Genomic DNA, 16,511 nt, shown 5'->3' on the forward strand with positions numbered 1-16,511 from the left:
GGCACCGGTGAACGACCGACAGAACCCGTACGACCCGTACTACCAGCAGCCGCAGATCGTCGGCTACGACGAGTACGGGCAGCCGGTGTATCAGCAGCCTGGGCAGCAGCAGCAACACCAGCAGCCCCAGCGGCAGTACGACCCGTATGGACAGCAGGGGCAGGGGCAGGGGCAGGGACAGGGACAGGGGCAGCCGGGGTACGGATACGACCCGTACACCCAGCAGCAGCCTCAGCAGTCCCAGCAGTACGACCCATACGCCTCCCAGCAGCCTCAGCAGCAGTCCTACGGCTACGACGGATACGGCTACGACACCGGCCAGCAACCGGCCGCGGTCGACACCACGGCGCAGTGGAACATCCCGCAGCAGGCCCCCATACCGGCGTCTGCCCCGCAGCAGCGGGAGCCGGAGTTCGAGCCGGAGCCGGTCGTTCCCGAGCAGCGCCGCGCGGACCGTGACTACGGCACCGGGCAGTTCTCCTTCATCGAGGAGCCCGACGAGGACTCCGAAGACGTCATCGACTGGCTGAAGTTCACCGAGAGCCGCAGCGAGCGGCGCGAAGAGGCGCGCCGCCGCGGCCGCAACCGGATGGTCGCGCTGATCGTCGTGGTGGCCCTGGTCGTGGTCGGCGGTGTCGGCTACCTCTGGTCCGCGGGCAAGATCCCGGGCCTCGGCGGCTCGGAGAAGGAGAACACCGCGACGACGGGTCCGCAGAAGCGAGACGTCATCGTGGTCCATCTGCACAACACCAAGAAGGGCGGCACCTCCACGGCGCTGCTCGTCGACAACGTGACCACCAAGCAGGGGACCACGGTCCTGCTGCCCAACTCGCTCGCGGTCTCCGACGACGAGGGCAACACGACCACCCTCGGCAAGTCCGTCGACGACGACGGTTCCAACGGCACCCGCGAGTCCATCGACACGCTGCTCGGCACCGACATCAGCGGCACATGGCGGCTCGACACCCCGTACCTGGAGAACCTCGTCGACCTGGTCGGCAACATCGAGGTCGACACGGACACCGATGTGCCGGACACCAAGAAGGGCGCGTCGCCCTTGGTCAAGAAGGGCGCGTCGCAGACCCTGAGCGGCCGGATGGCCGTCGCGTACGCCACCTACCGGGGCCCCGGTGAGGCCGAGACGAAACAGCTCATGCGGTTCGGGCAGGTCATGCGCGGAGTGCTGCGGAAGATCTCGGACGATCCGAAGGCCGCCACGGTCACCGTGCAGACGCTGGCGCAGATCCTGGACCCGTCACTGCCCGAGAGGGACCTCGGCGCCTCCCTGGCGAAGCTCGCCGAGCACGCCAAGATCGGCGACTACAAGACGGCACTGCTGCCGGTGCAGCCCGACGGCACCCTCACCGACGCGGCCACCGAGAGCGTCGTCAAGGACATCCTGGGTGGCACGGTGAAGGCCCCGGATCAGGACGCGGCCGTGCGGGTCGGCGTCAAGAACGGCACCGGGGACGAGGACGGCACGGAGTCCGCCCGGATCAGGCTGGTCAACGGCGGATATGCCTTCGTCGGCGGCGGGAACACCGACACCGCGGTGTCGTCCGAGGTCGTCTACAAGGCGGCGGCCGACAAGGAGAAGGCGACCCAGGTCGCCAAGACCCTGGGCCTGCCGGCGAGCGCGGTGAAGCAGGGCAAACCTGCCGCGAACGCCGATGTGTCCGTTGTCCTCGGCCAGGACTACAAGATCAAATAGTTGGGGCTCCGTGCCCTGAACGATCTTCGAGATGGATCTTCGAAAGATCGCTGCGTGGGCTGTCGGCGGTCCGTGAGACCCTAGAGGTTGATCTGACCGCCGACGAAAGCCTGCTTGTGACCGCCACGGACCGCTCCATCGAGCTCATCAACGCCGCCGCTCAGGCGGCCGCCGACCGGCTCGCGCACGACATCATTGCGTACGACGTCAGCGACGTGCTGTCGATCACGGACGCCTTCCTGCTGGCCTCGGCCCCCAACGACCGCCAGGTCAAGTCGATCGTCGACGAGATCGAGGAGCGGCTCCAGAAGGAGCTCGGTGCCAAGCCGGTGCGCCGCGAGGGCGACCGCGACGCCCGCTGGATCCTCCTCGACTACGTCGACATCGTGATCCACGTCCAGCACAGCGAGGAGCGTGTCTTCTACGCGCTCGAGCGCCTCTGGAAGGACTGCCCCGAGATCGCGCTCCCCGAGGACGCCGTCAAGACTCGGGGCAAGGCCGAGGAGCACGCCCAGCTCACCGGCAGCACGGAAGGTGACCTGAGCTGAACGGCAGCAACAGCGGCAGGGGCCGCAGGATCGTCCTCTGGCGACACGGTCAGACGGCGTGGAACCTGGAGCGCCGGTTCCAGGGGTCCACGGACATCGAGCTGACCGACACCGGAGTCGGGCAGGCCCACCGGGCCGCCCGGCTGCTCGCCTCGCTGAAGCCGGACGCGATCGTCGCCTCCGATCTGCGACGGGCGGCGGCCACGGCCGCCGAGCTCGCCGCGATCACCGGGCTGGAGATCGCCCATGACGCGGGGCTGCGTGAGACCTACGCAGGTGCCTGGCAGGGCCTCACCCATGAGGAGATCGTCCGGCAGTACGGCGAGCAGTACGCCGCGTGGAAGCGCGGCGAGCCCGTGCGGCGCGGCGGCGGCGAGCTGGAGACCGAGGTCGCCGACCGGGCCGCCCCTGTCGTGCTCGATCACGCCGACAAGCTGCCCGACGGCGGCACGCTCGTCGTGGTCAGCCACGGAGGCACGATCCGCACGACCATCGGGCGGCTGCTCGGCCTGGAAGCGCACCACTGGGAAGGGCTCGGCGGACTCTCCAACTGCTGTTGGTCGGTGCTGGGCGAGGGCGCGCGCGGCTGGCGCCTGCTGGAGCACAACGCCGGCACGCTGCCCGAGCCCGTGCTCGGAGACGATGCCTAGCGCGCCTCTTCGGGGCGCGCCGGTTCCGTGGCCGGAGGCCGCCTCCGGGCGGCGTCGGCCGGATTTCACTTTCTGGCTGGTCACAGGCTAAAGTTCTTCTTGTTCGCAGCGCGAAAACGCAGGGAAACACAGCGAACAGCGGGGCTATAGCTCAGTTGGTAGAGCGCCTGCATGGCATGCAGGAGGTCAGGAGTTCAATTCTCCTTAGCTCCACAATCAGGATCCCGTCCCCACCAGGGGGCGGGATCTTCGCGTTCCCGGGTCAACCCTCGCGGCATGGATGCAGCGCCGCCACCTGCCCCCGCTTTCCTTGTCGGTCGGCGTGTACGCCACGATCCGGCACTCCGGCGGCCCGTGACGGACAGTGACACGGGATGATCACCGGTACCAGACCCGGCAGCCTGCGCGGACCCGGCCAGGCGCGCTTTGCCCGGCTCGCCGTCTGCACCACGTCTCGCTCGCTTGCGGACTGGCTGTGGGCGCCGGGCAGTTGATCGCTTTCCGGCCGCTTCAGGGCGTGGCTGCGGCGGTGATGACTCCCAAAAGGTCCTGGTTCCGGGCGGGTTCGTCCCGGCGGCTGCCGCTTCAGTGGCTGTCGGCCTCGTGATGCGCGACGGCGGGGAGGCCGGAATCAAGCCGTATGCGGCTTTGGTGGTCATGGGTGCCGGGCGGGCGCTGGGCTGCACTCCCACCCTCACGGGCGCGCCGGCCGCCGTACGGCCGGAGGGCGCCGCCGATGCGAGTGATGCGCTGATGACCGTGACCCGACTCGGCCGGTTGATCGGGGCCGCGGCCTTCGGCACGCTCCTCCTCAACCGCCTTGATGCGTCAGGGGCGCACGGGTCCGCGGACGCGCTGTGGGTGTGCGCCCTCGCGCTCCTGGTGGCCGCGATCGAGGTGCGTCGGCAGGTCTCGTGCGACGTCGGTGGCCGGTCGATTCTCCGCAGGGCTGACCCCCTTGCGGGGCCATGGCAGAATCGGACCGCCGGAGGGGGCGACGGACCGAACGGGAGGGAGCGCGCGATGCCTGCGAGCCGCCACGAGGTCGCGGACCTGCCCCTTGTTCCCGAAGTTTCCCGAGTGTCCGAAGCCCTTGAGGCCTCCGAGTTCCCCGAAGGCGGCGTCGGCTGACCCATGGGTGCACACAGGCGGAAGTGCGACTGGTGCGGCAGCGGTACGCCCATCGTCAGGGACATGGACCCGATCAACCTCGAGTACCAGTACTGGTGCGAGGAGTGTGCGCGGGCGCTGATCATAAAGGGCGACCCGATCGAGACATATCGGGAACTGGAGGGGGAGCCGATCTACGGGCGGCTCCTGGAGGAGCACTGCACCCTCAAGCGCTTCTACTCCTTCGCCACTGCCTGAGCGCCACGTCGGCGAGCCTCCCGGATCGGGTCATATCGGCACCGAGGGGAATCGATTTGGTGGTGGGCCGGGGTGACCGTGTAATGTTCTCGATGTCGCCAGGGAGACCGGGCGGAAAACAGCACGGGGCTATAGCTCAGTTGGTAGAGCGCCTGCATGGCATGCAGGAGGTCAGGAGTTCAATTCTCCTTAGCTCCACAGTGAAGTAACAGGAAGCGGGTCATCCGAATCGGATGACCCGCTTCCTGTTTGTCAGGGCTTGTTTGCGCAGGTCAACTACGACCGCTGCCAAGAGCCTTGCGGGCGGATCCCGGCGGCAGTGCGGGACGTTCCGCCGGTGCCTGCTCGACACGGAGGGCCAGCGCGGGGCACCGGCGGACAGCGCGCTGCGCACGTCCCCGCAGATGTACCGGAACCGCGGCGTCCGCGAGCGCGGGGTAGCCGTCGGGGCCCAGCCTGATCAGCTCCGGGACGATGTCCGCGCAGAGCCCGTGGCCCTTGCAGAGCGTCCAGTCCACCGCCAGCTTCTCGCCGCTCGGAATGGACTCCTCCAGGTCCTGGTAGCCGGGCGCGGGCAGGGGCAGGACCCCGACCGTCTCCCGGCCGCAGCCGCCGTCCAGGACGTGCGCGGCCAGATCGTCCGTGAACGCGGACAGGGTCGAGGTCAGGAAGCGGGCCGAGCCGTCCGGATGTTTGCAGGCTCCCCGGCCCTTCACCGCCTGCGTCACCTCGCGCAGCGCCTCCAGGGCCGCGGGACCTCCGCCGTTCAGCAAGTCGGACAGTCCGCCGGCCGCGGCCGGCAGCCCCAGCTTGCAGGGGCCGCACTGGCCCGCGGTCTCGGCGGCCAGCCAGTTCGCGATCCGCAGCGACTCGCCGAGCGGGCAGGTCTCGGGCCCGATCGGCAGGATCGCCCCCGCGCCCAGCGCGCCGCCCGCCGCCGCCAGGGAAGCCCGGGAGACGACGGCGTCGTGCGTGGCCATCGCGTCGATCCAGTTGCCGTGATAGCCGCCGGTCAGCACGCCCTGGGGCAGCGGCGGCGCGCCGGCGAGCTGGAGCACGTACCGCAGGGGCACACCGGTGGGCACCTCGATGACCATCGGGCGCGAGACGGCACCGGAGAGGGTGAGCAGCACCGTGCCGGGCTCGTCGGGCAGTCCGGTGTGCCCGTAGCGGCGGGCGCCGATCCGGGCGGCGACGGCCAGCTGCGCGTACGTCTCGGCGTTCGACAGCAGGGTGGGGGCCCCGCCGACGCCCGACTCGGCCGCCCGCTCGCGGCGGCCCGGCGGCAGCGCGGGGCCACCGCCCGCCGCCCTGATGACCGCGGATGCCTCGCCGGAGACCATCCGCTCGGGGGTGCGCACGACCCGGGCGCGCAACTGCTGTCCGCGCCGGTCGGACAGGCCACGCTCGGCGAGAGCCTCGCGTATGGAGATCTCCGTGGAGTTACGGGTGACCGCGACGATCAGCGTGCGGGCGCCGAGCGCCTCCGCCGCCAGCAGGGCGCCGTCCAGGATCAGGTGCGGTGCGCGGTTCAGCAGGACGGTGTCCTTGCGACAGGCCGGCTCGCCCTCGCTGCCGTTGATCACGACGACGGGGCGTACCCCGCGCCGGATGGATGCCTTGGCGACGGCCCGCAGCTTCTTCCCGAAGGGGAAGCCCGCACCGCCCCGGCCACGCAGCGAGATGGTTTCGGCCAGTTCGGCCAGGCGCTCTCCGGTCATCGGCTCGAGCGGTCCGTGCACCTTCAGATGCATGGCGAGGTCGAGCCGCTCCACCAGGTCGAACCCGGTGGTCAACTGAGGTAGGCCGACGACACGGACTTCGGGCACGTCGGGGAGGGGGAGGTTCACGGTCGGTCTCCTGCGGGTGCCTGCCAGGGTTCTCCGGCAGGGGGCGGATAGAGCGGCCCCGGCAGCGGTGCGGTCTCGTCGACGGCGGGCAGCGGGCCGGTCGGCACGTCGGTTGCGTACGGGTCGTACGGGTGCTCCTGAGCGGGCTCGTACGGGGGGCGGAACGTCTGGGTCTGCGCCTGGGCCGGTGGTGCGGGTGAGGGAGCGGGCCAACGGCCGGCCGGTTGCTGGGGGCCGGGCCCGGGGACCGGGACCGCGTTCTCGGCGGCCCGCGAGACGGCGCGGTAGGCGGCGGAGATCCCGGGGTCGGGGCCTGTACGGGTGGGTCCGGTGCCCCCGACGGGTCCGGTGTCGTGGCTCGTGGTCAGACGGTCGGAGTAGCGGGGCGGAGCCTCGTACGAAGTCTCGTACGGGGCCTCGTACAGCGGTGGGGCGGGTGCGGAGAGAGGCGCGCGCGGGCGGTCGAAGGACGACGGCAGCGGGGTGCCTCGCAGCTCCCGCGCGAGCTCGTCGCGACCCAGCTCGTCCCGGCCGAGCCCGCCGTAGGCGCGTTCCCGGCCCAGGTCCTCCCGGCCCAGTTCCTCCCGCCCGAGCGGAAGTACGCGCTCCGCGCCAGGCAGCGGAGCCTCGCGGAGCGCCGGATCCGGTTCGGAGAGGAGAGCGTCCGGCTTGATCAGAGCGGCGATCAGTTCGGTGATCCGGCGTTTCGTCGGCGGCGGCAGCAGCCGCAGGCACAGGGCGGCGGCCACAGCGACCAGACAGAGGCTGTACATCACGACGACCCAGGTCGCGGGCGGCCTGCCCGCGTACAGACCGTGGACCAGCGCCGCACACCAGGCCGGATAGGACAGTGCGTGCAGCGCGCGCCAGCGGCCCGCTACGCGGCCCGGGGTGGCGAAGGCACTGCGCAGCGCGCCGGTCGCGGCGGCGACGACCATCAGCAGCCCGGCCAGCGAGCCGAAGCCGATCAGCCCGGCCGTGCCACGCATACCGAGGCCGAAAGGTATGAGGGCGCCGAGCAGCGCCACATGCCCGAGCGCGACCTTCACGGTGACGTGCAGGAGCAGGAAGCCGAGCGAGGCGGCGGCAGCGGCCCGGTGGATGCCCTGGCCGAGCAGGCGCTGTCGCGAGGACAGGAACAGCCGGTCGGTGGCGATCAGGCCCCAGGCCACTGCGGCGGTGAGCGAGACCAGTGACAGCACACCGGTGGTGAAATCGAGTGCGGCGCGCAAGTCGTCGCTCCCTGCGACGGCGAGCAGAGGGATGAGAACCAGCACGGCGACGGTGAGCCCGGCCTGTACCGAGCGGTTCGGTCCGGCGCTCAAGGTGGGGGATGAGCGGATCTTGCGATGAGGGTTCATTGGGGCAACTCCGAATTGTTCGGCAAAGCGGTCCCGTTGCGGCATGCTAAGTCGCTCCATACCGGCCAGTACGGGGTTTGAGCGGTTGCCCCAGTAGAGGGCGGTACGCGGAGTAACCCCCGCTTCCCGGACGTTCCGCCGCTGCCTCGCGAAGGCCCGGCAGGGTTCTTCCGGACGATCCGCTGCCGCTTCCTGGTGCTCCTCCCGGGCTTTCCCCAGGCCTTCCTCGGGCTTTCCCGGAGGCTTTCCGGGGCCCCCGCCGTCCGTCGTCGTCCACGGAGCGGTAGCGTCCGGATGCGCTCCGGGCCTGTGCGGTACCCTGACGCCATGCGTGCCGTACGCCTTCTGCTTAGCGAGCCGCGCTGATCAGTCCCGACCGGTGTGAATGCCTGGTTGGAATCGGCGCGGCGTCCCCTCCTGTGCGAGGGGCTTTTTCGTTTCCGTAAGCGCTGGCAGATGACGATCGATGGAGCTTTGAGGATCATGAGCGAGACGAATTCCGCAGCCGAGGCGGCTGCGCCGCACCGCTATACGGCGGCAATGGCTGCCGACATCGAGGCACGCTGGCAGGACTTCTGGGACGCCCACGGCACGTACGAGGCGCCGAACCCGACCGGCGATCTGGCGGACAATCCGGAACTGGCCGCCAAGCCGAAGAAGTTCATCATGGACATGTTCCCGTACCCCTCCGGTGCGGGCCTGCACGTCGGTCACCCGCTGGGCTACATCGCCACCGATGTCTTCGCCCGTCACCAGCGCATGACCGGGCACAACGTGCTGCACACCCTGGGTTTCGACGCCTTCGGCCTGCCGGCGGAGCAGTACGCCGTACAGACGGGTACGCACCCGCGCGCCTCCACCGAGGCCAACATGGAGAACATGAAGTCCCAGCTGCGCCGGCTGGGCCTGGGCCACGACAAGCGCCGCTCGTTCGCGACGATCGAGGCGGACTACTACAAGTGGACCCAGTGGATCTTCCTGCAGATCTTCAACTCCTGGTACGACACCGAGGCGGACCGCGCCCGGCCGATCGCCGACCTGGTCGCGCAGTTCGAGAGCGGTGAGCGCCCGACCCCGGACGGCCGTGACTGGAGCGCCCTGAGCGCCGTCGAGCACGCCGAGGTCCTGAGTCAGTACCGCCTGGCGTACGCCTCCGACGCGCCCGTCAACTGGTCGCCCGGGCTGGGCACCGTACTGGCCAACGAAGAGGTGACTGCCGACGGCCGTTCCGAGCGCGGCAACTTCCCCGTCTTCAAGGCCAAGCTGCGCCAGTGGAACATGCGCATCACCGCCTACGCCGACCGGCTGCTGAACGACCTGGACGGGCTGGACTGGCCCGAGGCGATCAAACTGCAGCAGCGCAACTGGATCGGGCGTTCCGAAGGCGCGCGTGTCGACTTCCCGGTCGACGGCGCAGGGGACATCACCGTCTTCACCACCCGCCAGGACACCCTGTTCGGCGCCACCTACATGGTGCTGGCGCCCGAGCACGACCTGGTGGAGCGGATCATTCCGGCCGCCTGGCCCGAGGGTACCCACCCGGTGTGGACCGGCGGACACGCGTCCCCGGCCGAGGCCGTCACCGCCTACCGCAAGCAGGCCGCCGCCAAGTCCGACGTGGAGCGGCAGGCCGAGGCCAAGGACAAGACCGGCGTCTTCACCGGCGCGTACGCGACCAACCCGGTCAGCGGCGAAAAGGTGCCCGTCTTCATCGCCGACTACGTCCTGATGGGCTACGGCACCGGCGCGATCATGGCCGTCCCGGCGCACGACGCGCGCGACTTCGCCTTCGCGCGCGCCTTCGAGCTGCCGATGCGCTGTGTCGTCGAGCCGTCGGACGACCGCGGCACGGACCCCTCCACCTGGGACGACGCATTCGCCTCGTACGAAGCGAAGCTGGTCAACTCCGCGAGCGACGAGATCTCACTGGACGGCCTGGGTGTCGTCGAGGCCAAGGCGAAGATCACCGCATGGCTGCAGACGAAGGGCCTGGGCGAGGGAACCGTCAACTTCCGGCTGCGCGACTGGCTGTTCAGCCGTCAGCGCTACTGGGGTGAGCCCTTCCCGATCGTGTACGACGAGGACGGCATCGCCCACTCGCTGCCCGAGTCGATGCTGCCGCTGGAGCTGCCGGAGGGCGACGACTACTCGCCGCGCACCTTCGATCCGGACGACGCCGACACCAAGCCCGAGACCCCGCTGTCGCGGAACGCCGACTGGGTCAACGTCACGCTGGACCTGGGCGACGGCCCGAAGAAGTACCGCCGCGAGACCAACACCATGCCCAACTGGGCAGGTTCCTGCTGGTACGAGCTGCGCTACCTGGACCCGAACAACGACGGGCAGCTGGTCGACCCGGCGATCGAGCAGTACTGGATGGGTCCGCGCGAGGGCCTGCCGACCGGTGGCGTAGACCTGTACGTGGGCGGCGCCGAGCACGCCGTACTGCACCTGCTGTACGCACGGTTCTGGTCCAAGGTGCTGCACGACCTGGGGTACATCTCCTCGGCTGAGCCGTTCCACAAGCTGTACAACCAGGGCATGATCCAGGCGTTCGTCTACCGGGACAGCCGCGGCATCGCGGTTCCGGCAGCCGAGGTCGAGGAGCGCGACGGCGCCTTCTACCACCAGGGCGAGAAGGTCAGCCGCGTCCTGGGCAAGATGGGCAAGTCCCTGAAGAACGCGGTCACGCCCGACGAGATCTGCGCCGAGTACGGGGCGGACACGCTGCGTCTGTACGAGATGGCCATGGGCCCCCTGGACGTGTCGCGGCCGTGGGACACCCGTGCCGTCGTGGGTCAGTACCGGCTGCTGCAGCGGCTGTGGCGCAACGTCGTCGACGAGGAGACCGGTGAGGTCACCGTCGTGGACACCGAGCCCGGCGAGGACACGCTGCGCGCGCTGCACAAGGCCATCGACGGCGTCGGCCAGGACATGGCCGGGATGCGCTTCAACACCGCCATCGCCAAGGTCACCGAGCTGAACAACCACCTGACCAAGGTGGGCGGCCCGCTGTCGCGGTCCGTCGCCGAGCGGCTGGTGCTGCTGGTCGCGCCGCTGGCGCCGCACATCGCCGAGGAGCTGTGGCGCCGGCTGGGCCACACCGATTCGGTCGTGCACCAGGACTTCCCGGTCGCCGACCCGGCCTACGTCGTGGACGAGACCGTGACCTGCGTGGTGCAGGTCAAGGGCAAGGTCAAGGCACGGCTGGAGATCTCCCCGTCGATCACGGACGAGGAGCTGGAGGCGCTGGCCCTGGCCGACCCGGCAGTGGTCGCGGCGCTGGACGGGGCCGGGATCCGCAAGGTGATCGTGCGGGCGCCGAAGCTGGTCAACATCGTCCCTGCGTGACGGTCTCCGGCTAGCCGCCGATCGGCTCACGACGGTGTGAGGGCTTTCCCTTACGGGCAGGTTAGGGGTTCCGAAGGAACCCTCGGCCTGCCCGTTCCGTTTACGGTGGAGGGGCCGGTAGTCGGCAGCCGAATCGACATCCAAGGGGCGTCATGGAAGCCGTGATCCTGATTTTGGGGCTGCTCTTCGTCGCGTTCATGGCCCTGGGCGTCTATGTGAGCGTCAAGGTCATCGGCGCGGCGAAGCGTGGCGTGGACCGCACGATCACGCAGGCGCGCCGCACGGTCGAGGAGACCACGCTGCGGGCGAAGAGCATCGGCCAGGTGGGAGTGGCCGGAGAGCTGGCCCAGCTACGGCTGTCGCTGCGGACGTCGATGCGGGCCACCCAGGAGGCCCTGCAGGCGGGCGTCGCCGAGGACGCCTCGCTGTCGGAGTCGCTGGGACTGTTCCAGCGACTCAGCGTGCACGGGCGGGAGCTCGACGACGAGCTGAAGAGGCTGGAGCGCGAGCCCGACCGGGCTACGGTCGCGTCGCTGCTGCCGGGCCTGAAGCAGCGCACGGAGCGGATCACGCACTCGGCGGAGTCGCTGCGGTGGGCCGCACGCGACCGGGCGCGGCAGTTCGCCGACGACGATCTGGCGGCCCTGAACACGCAGATCGATGTGGAGGCGGGGGCGCTGCGGCACTGGACGGTGGAGGAGCCTTCGGCCGGTGCCGGTGCCGGTGCCGGTGCCGGTGCCGGTGCCGGTGCCGCTGGGCGTGGGGGCGACCGGGCGCGGGGTGCGCAGGCCGGCGAGGAAGGCCCGGAGGCGCTCACGGCTCGGGACCCCAGGGCGCAGACCGGTTACCCCTGGCAGAAGGCCGTGCGGCCCGAGACGACCAACTGAGCGGGACGGGGGCCGAAGGCCCAGGCTCGAACCGATGTGATCGGTCGTGGCAGGATGCGGACCGAAGCGATCGGAAGTGATCACTCGGTCGGGGTCGGACTGCCGAGACAGCGCCCCGGCAGGTAACCTCCCGCTCATGTCCCGCCATGTCGCGATCGTCACCGATTCCACGGCCTACCTGCCGCCCCAGGCGATGGAGCGGCATGGCATCACCGCAGTGCCGCTGACCGTTGTCCTCGGCGATCAGGCGTTGGAGGAGGGCACCGAGATCTCGGCCCGCTCCCTCGCGCTGGCCCTCCAGAAGCGGCGCCCCGTGACGACGTCCCGGCCCAGTCCCGAGGTCTTCGCCGCCACGTACCGGGCTGCGGCCGAAGCCGGCGCCGTCGGCATCGTCTCGCTGCACCTCTCGGCCGAGTTCTCGGGCACGTACGACGCCGCGCTGCTCGCCGCGAAGGATGCTCCGGTGCCGGTACGGGTGGTGGACACCGGCATGGTCGCCATGGCCCTGGGATTCTGCGCTCTGGCTGCGGCCGAGGCGGTGGAGGCGGGCGGCAGCCTGGACGAGGCGGTCGTGGCCGCCGAGAAGCGGGCCGCGGGCACCTCCGCCTACTTCTACGTCGACACGCTGGACTATCTGCGTCGCGGGGGACGCATCGGCGCGGCCCAGGCCCTGCTGGGATCGGCGCTCGCGGTGAAGCCCCTGCTCCAGTTGGACGGAGGCAGGATCGAGCTGCTGGAGAAGGTGCGGACGGCCTCGAAGGCGATCGCGCGGCTGGAGGAGATCGTCGCCGAGCGGGCGGGCACCGGCCGGGTGGACATCGCCGTGCACCACCTGGCGGCGTCCGAGCGGGCCGAGCGGCTGGCCGAGAGGTTGCGTGTGCGTGTTCCGGGGCTCGTCGATCTGCATGTCAGCGAGGTCGGCGCGGTGATCGGCGCGCACACCGGTCCCGGTCTGCTCGGAGCAGTGGTTTCGCCTCGCTGATCTCCCTCGTGAGGGTGAGGGAGTTATCCACAACTGGTCGGTTTTCCACCGGAATTGGGCCTGCTCCGCGGGTTCGGCCGAATGTGCCTAGCGTCGTGAGGCATGGCTCCCCGATCAGATCGAGCACATCGAACCCACCGTGCAACCAGTGGAAGTGGACCCGGCCGCGCTGCGGCGTCGGACGTGCGTGCCCGGCGCGGGTCCGGTGCGGGCTCCGGACACGGTCCCGGCTCGGGACCTGCGCCCAGCTCCGGCCCCGGCCCCGGCCCCGGGCGACGACGGTTGTCGCGTGGGCGTGACGACGGGGTCGCGGCGGCTTCGCGGCAGCGCGCGGACGCACTCATGGCCGGTGCGTACGGAGGGCGCGTCGCCCGGCCGGTAGTGGGCCTTGCGCCGCCTCCGGTACCGCAGCCGGCTCCGGCAGAGGAGAACGCGCGGGCGGTGGCGACGGCTCCGGCCGCGCCAGGGCGGTGGGAGCGGCTGGTCCCGGCGGTGCGGGAGCGGCTCCCGATGTGGTTGCAGCTCAGGTGCGGTCTGGAGCCGAGAACCCTCGCCGCGCTCGCAGTCGTCCTGGTCGCTGCCGCGGTCTTCGCCGTCGTCCACTTCTGGTCCGCACGCCCGCAGTCCGTCCGCGCCCCCGATCCGGTCAGCGAGGGCGCGCATGCCCCGGAATCGGACCTGCGCATGGATCGGGGCGTGGATCGGGCCGGCACCCCCGATCCGTCACCCGGACCGCCGCCCACCGGAGGACCGGGCGGACGGATCGTCGTCGATGTGAGCGGCAAGGTGCGCCGGCCGGGCATCTACCCCTTACCGTCCGGTGCGCGGGTCGCCGACGCGCTGCAGGCGGCGGGCGGAGTCCGGACCGGCGTGGATCTCACCGGGCTCAACCGGGCGCGGGTGCTCATGGACGGGGAGCAGGTCGTGGTGGGCGCGCCACCCGGACCGCAGGCCTTCGGCGCCACTGGAGGAGCTGCCGTGGGAGGTGCCGCAGCGGGCGCCGGTGCCGGCGCCACGACCGGGCCGGTCAGCCTCAACAGCGCGACGGTGGAACAGCTGGACACCCTGCCCGGGGTCGGCCCTGTTCTCGCCCAGCACATTGTCGACTACCGCACACAGCACGGCGGCTTCCGGTCCGTCGGTGAACTCCGTGAGGTCAATGGGATCGGCGACCGCCGGTTCGCCGACCTCCAACCGCTGGTGCGGCCATGAGCCGCCCGGATGACCCCCGACCGGAAGGCCGTCCGGATGTCCACCCGGACACCCATCAGGACGTCCATGCGGTGTCGGGCCGGCGGTTGGGTGTCTCCGACCCGCAGCAGGAGGGTCCGGTCGATCTGCGGCTCGTCCCGCCCGCACTGGCGACCTGGGCAGCCGCGGCCCTCGCTGTGGGGGCGCCCGGGCGCTGGACGGCCGTGGGGACAGTGCTCTGTCTCGTCGCAGGGCTGGTACTTCTGGGTGTGTCACGGGCATCGGCGGCCCGGGTCACGTGCGCCCGGCCGGCCGGCGAGGGGGACGCTCGGGACGGCGGGGAGAGCGCCGTACGGAGGCGGCGGCTGAACGCCACCGCGGCCGCCGCCGCTCTGCTGTGCGCGGCGGCCGGGGCGACGGCCGCCGGGCTGCACAGCGCGTACCTGCGGCAGCAGCCGGTTCACGGTCTCGCGCAGCGCTTCGCGAAGGTCGAGGCGGAGGTGACCGTCACGTCCGACGCACGGCAGACCCGGACCCAGGTCCGCGGTGACCGCAGTACCCCGGTCGCCCTTCTCCTGGACGCCGAGATCATCCGGGTGACGGCGCCCGACGGTGCCGTCACCCGGCTCCGTGTCCCGGTGCTGGTGATCGTGTCCCCCGACCGTTCGGCGGCGCAGTGGCAGCGGCTGCTGCCCTCCACGCGGCTACGCCTGAGCGGCCGCCTCTCGCCGCCTCTGCACAGCGGGGAGCGCAACGCCGCCGTCCTGCGGCCGGACGGCAACGGCCCGCCCCGCGTCATCGAGACTCCCACCCTTCTCCAGCGCGCGGCGGGTGGTCTGCGCGCCGGGCTGCGCACGGCGACCGAGGGGCTGGAGCCCGATGCGCGTGCGCTGTTGCCGGGGCTGGTCGTCGGTGACACCTCACGGGTCACCCCCGAATTGCACGATGTGTTCCAGGCAGCGGATCTCACGCACCTGATGGCGGTCTCCGGCGCCAATCTGGCGATTCTGCTCGTGCTGTTAATCGGGCCGCCCGGCACCGCGCTTCGGGTCGAACGCCGTGGTCTGGCACCTCGGTTGGGTCTGTCGCTGCGGATGACCGCGCTGCTCGGCGGGGGACTCACTCTCGCCTTCGTCCTCGTCTGCCGGCCGGAGCCGAGTGTGCTGCGGGCCGCCGTCTGCGGCCTGATCACACTGCTGGCCATCGGTACGGGGCGCCGCCGATCGCTGATTCCCGCACTGGCGGCCGCCGTTCTGCTTCTTGTGCTGTACGACCCGTGGCTGGCCCGTAGTTATGGCTTCGTGCTCTCCGTCCTGGCCACCGGGGCACTGCTCACCGTCGCACCGCTATGGAGTGCCGCGCTGCGGCGGCGCAGGGTGCCGCCCCGGCTCGCGGAGGCGCTGGGTGCAGCTGCCGCGGCGCAGGCGGTATGCGCGCCAGTGGTCGTGGTGCTCGCCTCGCGGGTCAGCCTGGTGGCGATTCCGTGCAATCTGCTGGCCGAGTTCGCGGTGGCACCGGCCACCGTCCTCGGGTTCGCCGCGCTCGCCCTGGCGCCGGTATCCATGCCGGTGGCCCAGCTGCTCGCCAGGATTGCGGGCTGGCCGGCCGGGTGGATCGCCTCCGTGGCCCGCACCGGAGCGGCCCTCCCCGGGGCGGAGGTCGACTGGCCCGACGGCCGGCAGGGAGCGTTGCTGCTTGCCGTCCTCACGGCGCTCGCGGTGCTGTCCGCCCGCCGCATCGCGCGCCACCCCTGGGTGTGTTCGGCCGCGGCGCTGCTGCTGATCCTCGCGGTGCTGCGACCGGTGCCGCTGACCCGGGTGCTGACGGGGTGGCCACCGCCGGACTGGGTGTTCGCGATGTGCGACGTGGGCCAGGGGGACGCCATGGTGCTGGCGGCTGGGGCCGGCGAAGGCGTGGTCATCGACGCCGGACCTGATCCGCGGCTCGCCGACCGATGCCTGCACGACCTGGGCGTCACCCGGGTGCCACTTCTGCTGCTCACGCACTTCCACGCGGATCATGTCCGGGGCCTGCCCGGCGTGTTGCGAGGCAGAGCGGTGGGCGCGATCCAGACGACGAGCCTGGACGAACCGCCGGAGCAGGCCGCGTTCGTACGCGGAACGGCCGCCGTCGCACGGGTCCCTCTGATGCGGGCGACCCCGGGAGAGCGGCGCCGCATCGGTCCGCTCGACTGGCGGGTCCTGTGGCCCGTCGGCGGTGTCACAGCAGCCCCCGAACCGGAGGAGCCCAACGACGCCAGTGTCACGCTGTTCGTCCGGACCGGCGGACTGACCCTGTTGCTCCTCGGAGATCTCGAACCACCCGCCCAGCAGGGGTTGCTGCGCCAGTACCCGGCGCTGCCGCGGGTGGACGTCCTCAAGGTCGCCCATCACGGGTCCGCCCACCAGGACCCCGCGTTGCTGCGCAGTGCCCACCCGCGACTCGCGCTGGTGAGCGTGGGCAAGGACAACCCGTACGGGCACCCGGCGGCCCGTACCGTCGACGCACTCAGGGCCGGGGGAGCTGTGGTGCTGCGCACGGACCTGGACGGCGCGATCGCGGTGACGGGTTCCGGGCCGGGGCTGCGGGCGGTCGGACGCTCATGACTCATG

12 protein-coding genes and 2 tRNA genes are annotated in these 16,511 nt (G+C 71.0%); 12 read left to right on the top strand and 2 right to left on the bottom strand.

Annotated features, from left to right (window positions below):
* Positions 1 to 7: 7 nt before the first annotated feature.
* The 7 genes from OHB49_RS28000 (at position 8) to OHB49_RS28030 (ending at position 4,475) form a co-directional block, all read left to right on the top strand.
* Entirely contained in the window at positions 8 to 1,711 is a 1,704-nt protein-coding gene (locus OHB49_RS28000) for an LCP family protein (RefSeq protein WP_329163834.1), read from the top strand.
* Between the two features lie 116 nt (positions 1,712 to 1,827).
* Positions 1,828 to 2,259 (top strand): ribosome silencing factor, encoded by a 432-nt coding sequence (gene rsfS / locus OHB49_RS28005; protein WP_030970151.1) that lies wholly within the window; start codon positions 1,828 to 1,830, stop codon positions 2,257 to 2,259.
* Positions 2,256 to 2,909, top strand: a complete 654-nt coding sequence (locus OHB49_RS28010) for a histidine phosphatase family protein (RefSeq protein ID WP_329166645.1) — start codon at positions 2,256 to 2,258, stop codon at positions 2,907 to 2,909. The genes rsfS and OHB49_RS28010 overlap by 4 nt, the downstream gene beginning before the upstream one ends.
* Before the next feature lie 140 nt (positions 2,910 to 3,049).
* Positions 3,050 to 3,122: transfer RNA gene (locus OHB49_RS28015), tRNA-Ala, on the top strand.
* A 375-nt stretch (positions 3,123 to 3,497) separates the two neighbouring features.
* Positions 3,498 to 4,040: a hypothetical protein gene (locus OHB49_RS28020; RefSeq protein WP_329163835.1), complete on the top strand. Its 543-nt coding sequence runs from the start codon at positions 3,498 to 3,500 to the stop codon at positions 4,038 to 4,040.
* A gap of 3 nt (positions 4,041 to 4,043) precedes the next feature.
* Positions 4,044 to 4,277 carry a hypothetical protein gene (locus OHB49_RS28025; protein WP_030921150.1) on the top strand — a complete coding sequence of 78 codons (234 nt, stop codon included), beginning with the start codon at positions 4,044 to 4,046 and terminating at the stop codon, positions 4,275 to 4,277.
* Between the two features lie 125 nt (positions 4,278 to 4,402).
* Positions 4,403 to 4,475 (top strand) — tRNA-Ala (locus tag OHB49_RS28030).
* 74 nt (positions 4,476 to 4,549) lie between these two features.
* On the opposite strand, the gene OHB49_RS28035 is transcribed toward OHB49_RS28030, so the two are convergent.
* Complete coding sequence (locus tag OHB49_RS28035; RefSeq protein WP_030970156.1) at positions 4,550 to 6,127, bottom strand: NADH-quinone oxidoreductase subunit NuoF family protein; 1,578 nt, start codon at positions 6,125 to 6,127, stop codon at positions 4,550 to 4,552.
* Positions 6,124 to 7,452: a hypothetical protein gene (locus OHB49_RS28040; RefSeq protein ID WP_443079570.1), complete on the bottom strand. Its 1,329-nt coding sequence runs from the start codon at positions 7,450 to 7,452 to the stop codon at positions 6,124 to 6,126. Before OHB49_RS28040 ends, OHB49_RS28035 begins: the two co-directional genes overlap by 4 nt.
* 519 nt (positions 7,453 to 7,971) lie before the next feature.
* Between OHB49_RS28040 and leuS the strand changes: the two genes are divergently transcribed.
* From leuS to OHB49_RS28065, 5 genes are all read left to right on the top strand, one after another.
* Positions 7,972 to 10,839, top strand: coding sequence for a leucine--tRNA ligase (gene leuS, locus OHB49_RS28045; RefSeq protein ID WP_329163837.1), 2,868 nt, complete (start codon positions 7,972 to 7,974; stop codon positions 10,837 to 10,839).
* 152 nt (positions 10,840 to 10,991) lie between these two features.
* Positions 10,992 to 11,726, top strand: coding sequence for a hypothetical protein (locus OHB49_RS28050; protein ID WP_329163838.1), 735 nt, complete (start codon positions 10,992 to 10,994; stop codon positions 11,724 to 11,726).
* 136 nt (positions 11,727 to 11,862) lie between these two features.
* Complete coding sequence (locus OHB49_RS28055; protein WP_030970164.1) at positions 11,863 to 12,708, top strand: DegV family protein; 846 nt, start codon at positions 11,863 to 11,865, stop codon at positions 12,706 to 12,708.
* A gap of 441 nt (positions 12,709 to 13,149) precedes the next feature.
* Complete coding sequence (locus OHB49_RS28060; protein WP_329163839.1) at positions 13,150 to 13,920, top strand: ComEA family DNA-binding protein; 771 nt, start codon at positions 13,150 to 13,152, stop codon at positions 13,918 to 13,920.
* Complete coding sequence (locus tag OHB49_RS28065; RefSeq protein WP_329163840.1) at positions 13,917 to 16,505, top strand: ComEC/Rec2 family competence protein; 2,589 nt, start codon at positions 13,917 to 13,919, stop codon at positions 16,503 to 16,505. The genes OHB49_RS28060 and OHB49_RS28065 overlap by 4 nt, the downstream gene beginning before the upstream one ends.
* The last annotated feature ends 6 nt before the right edge of the window (positions 16,506 to 16,511 follow it).

The organism is Streptomyces sp. NBC_01717 (assembly GCF_036248255.1).
Lineage (GTDB): Bacteria > Actinomycetota > Actinomycetes > Streptomycetales > Streptomycetaceae > Streptomyces.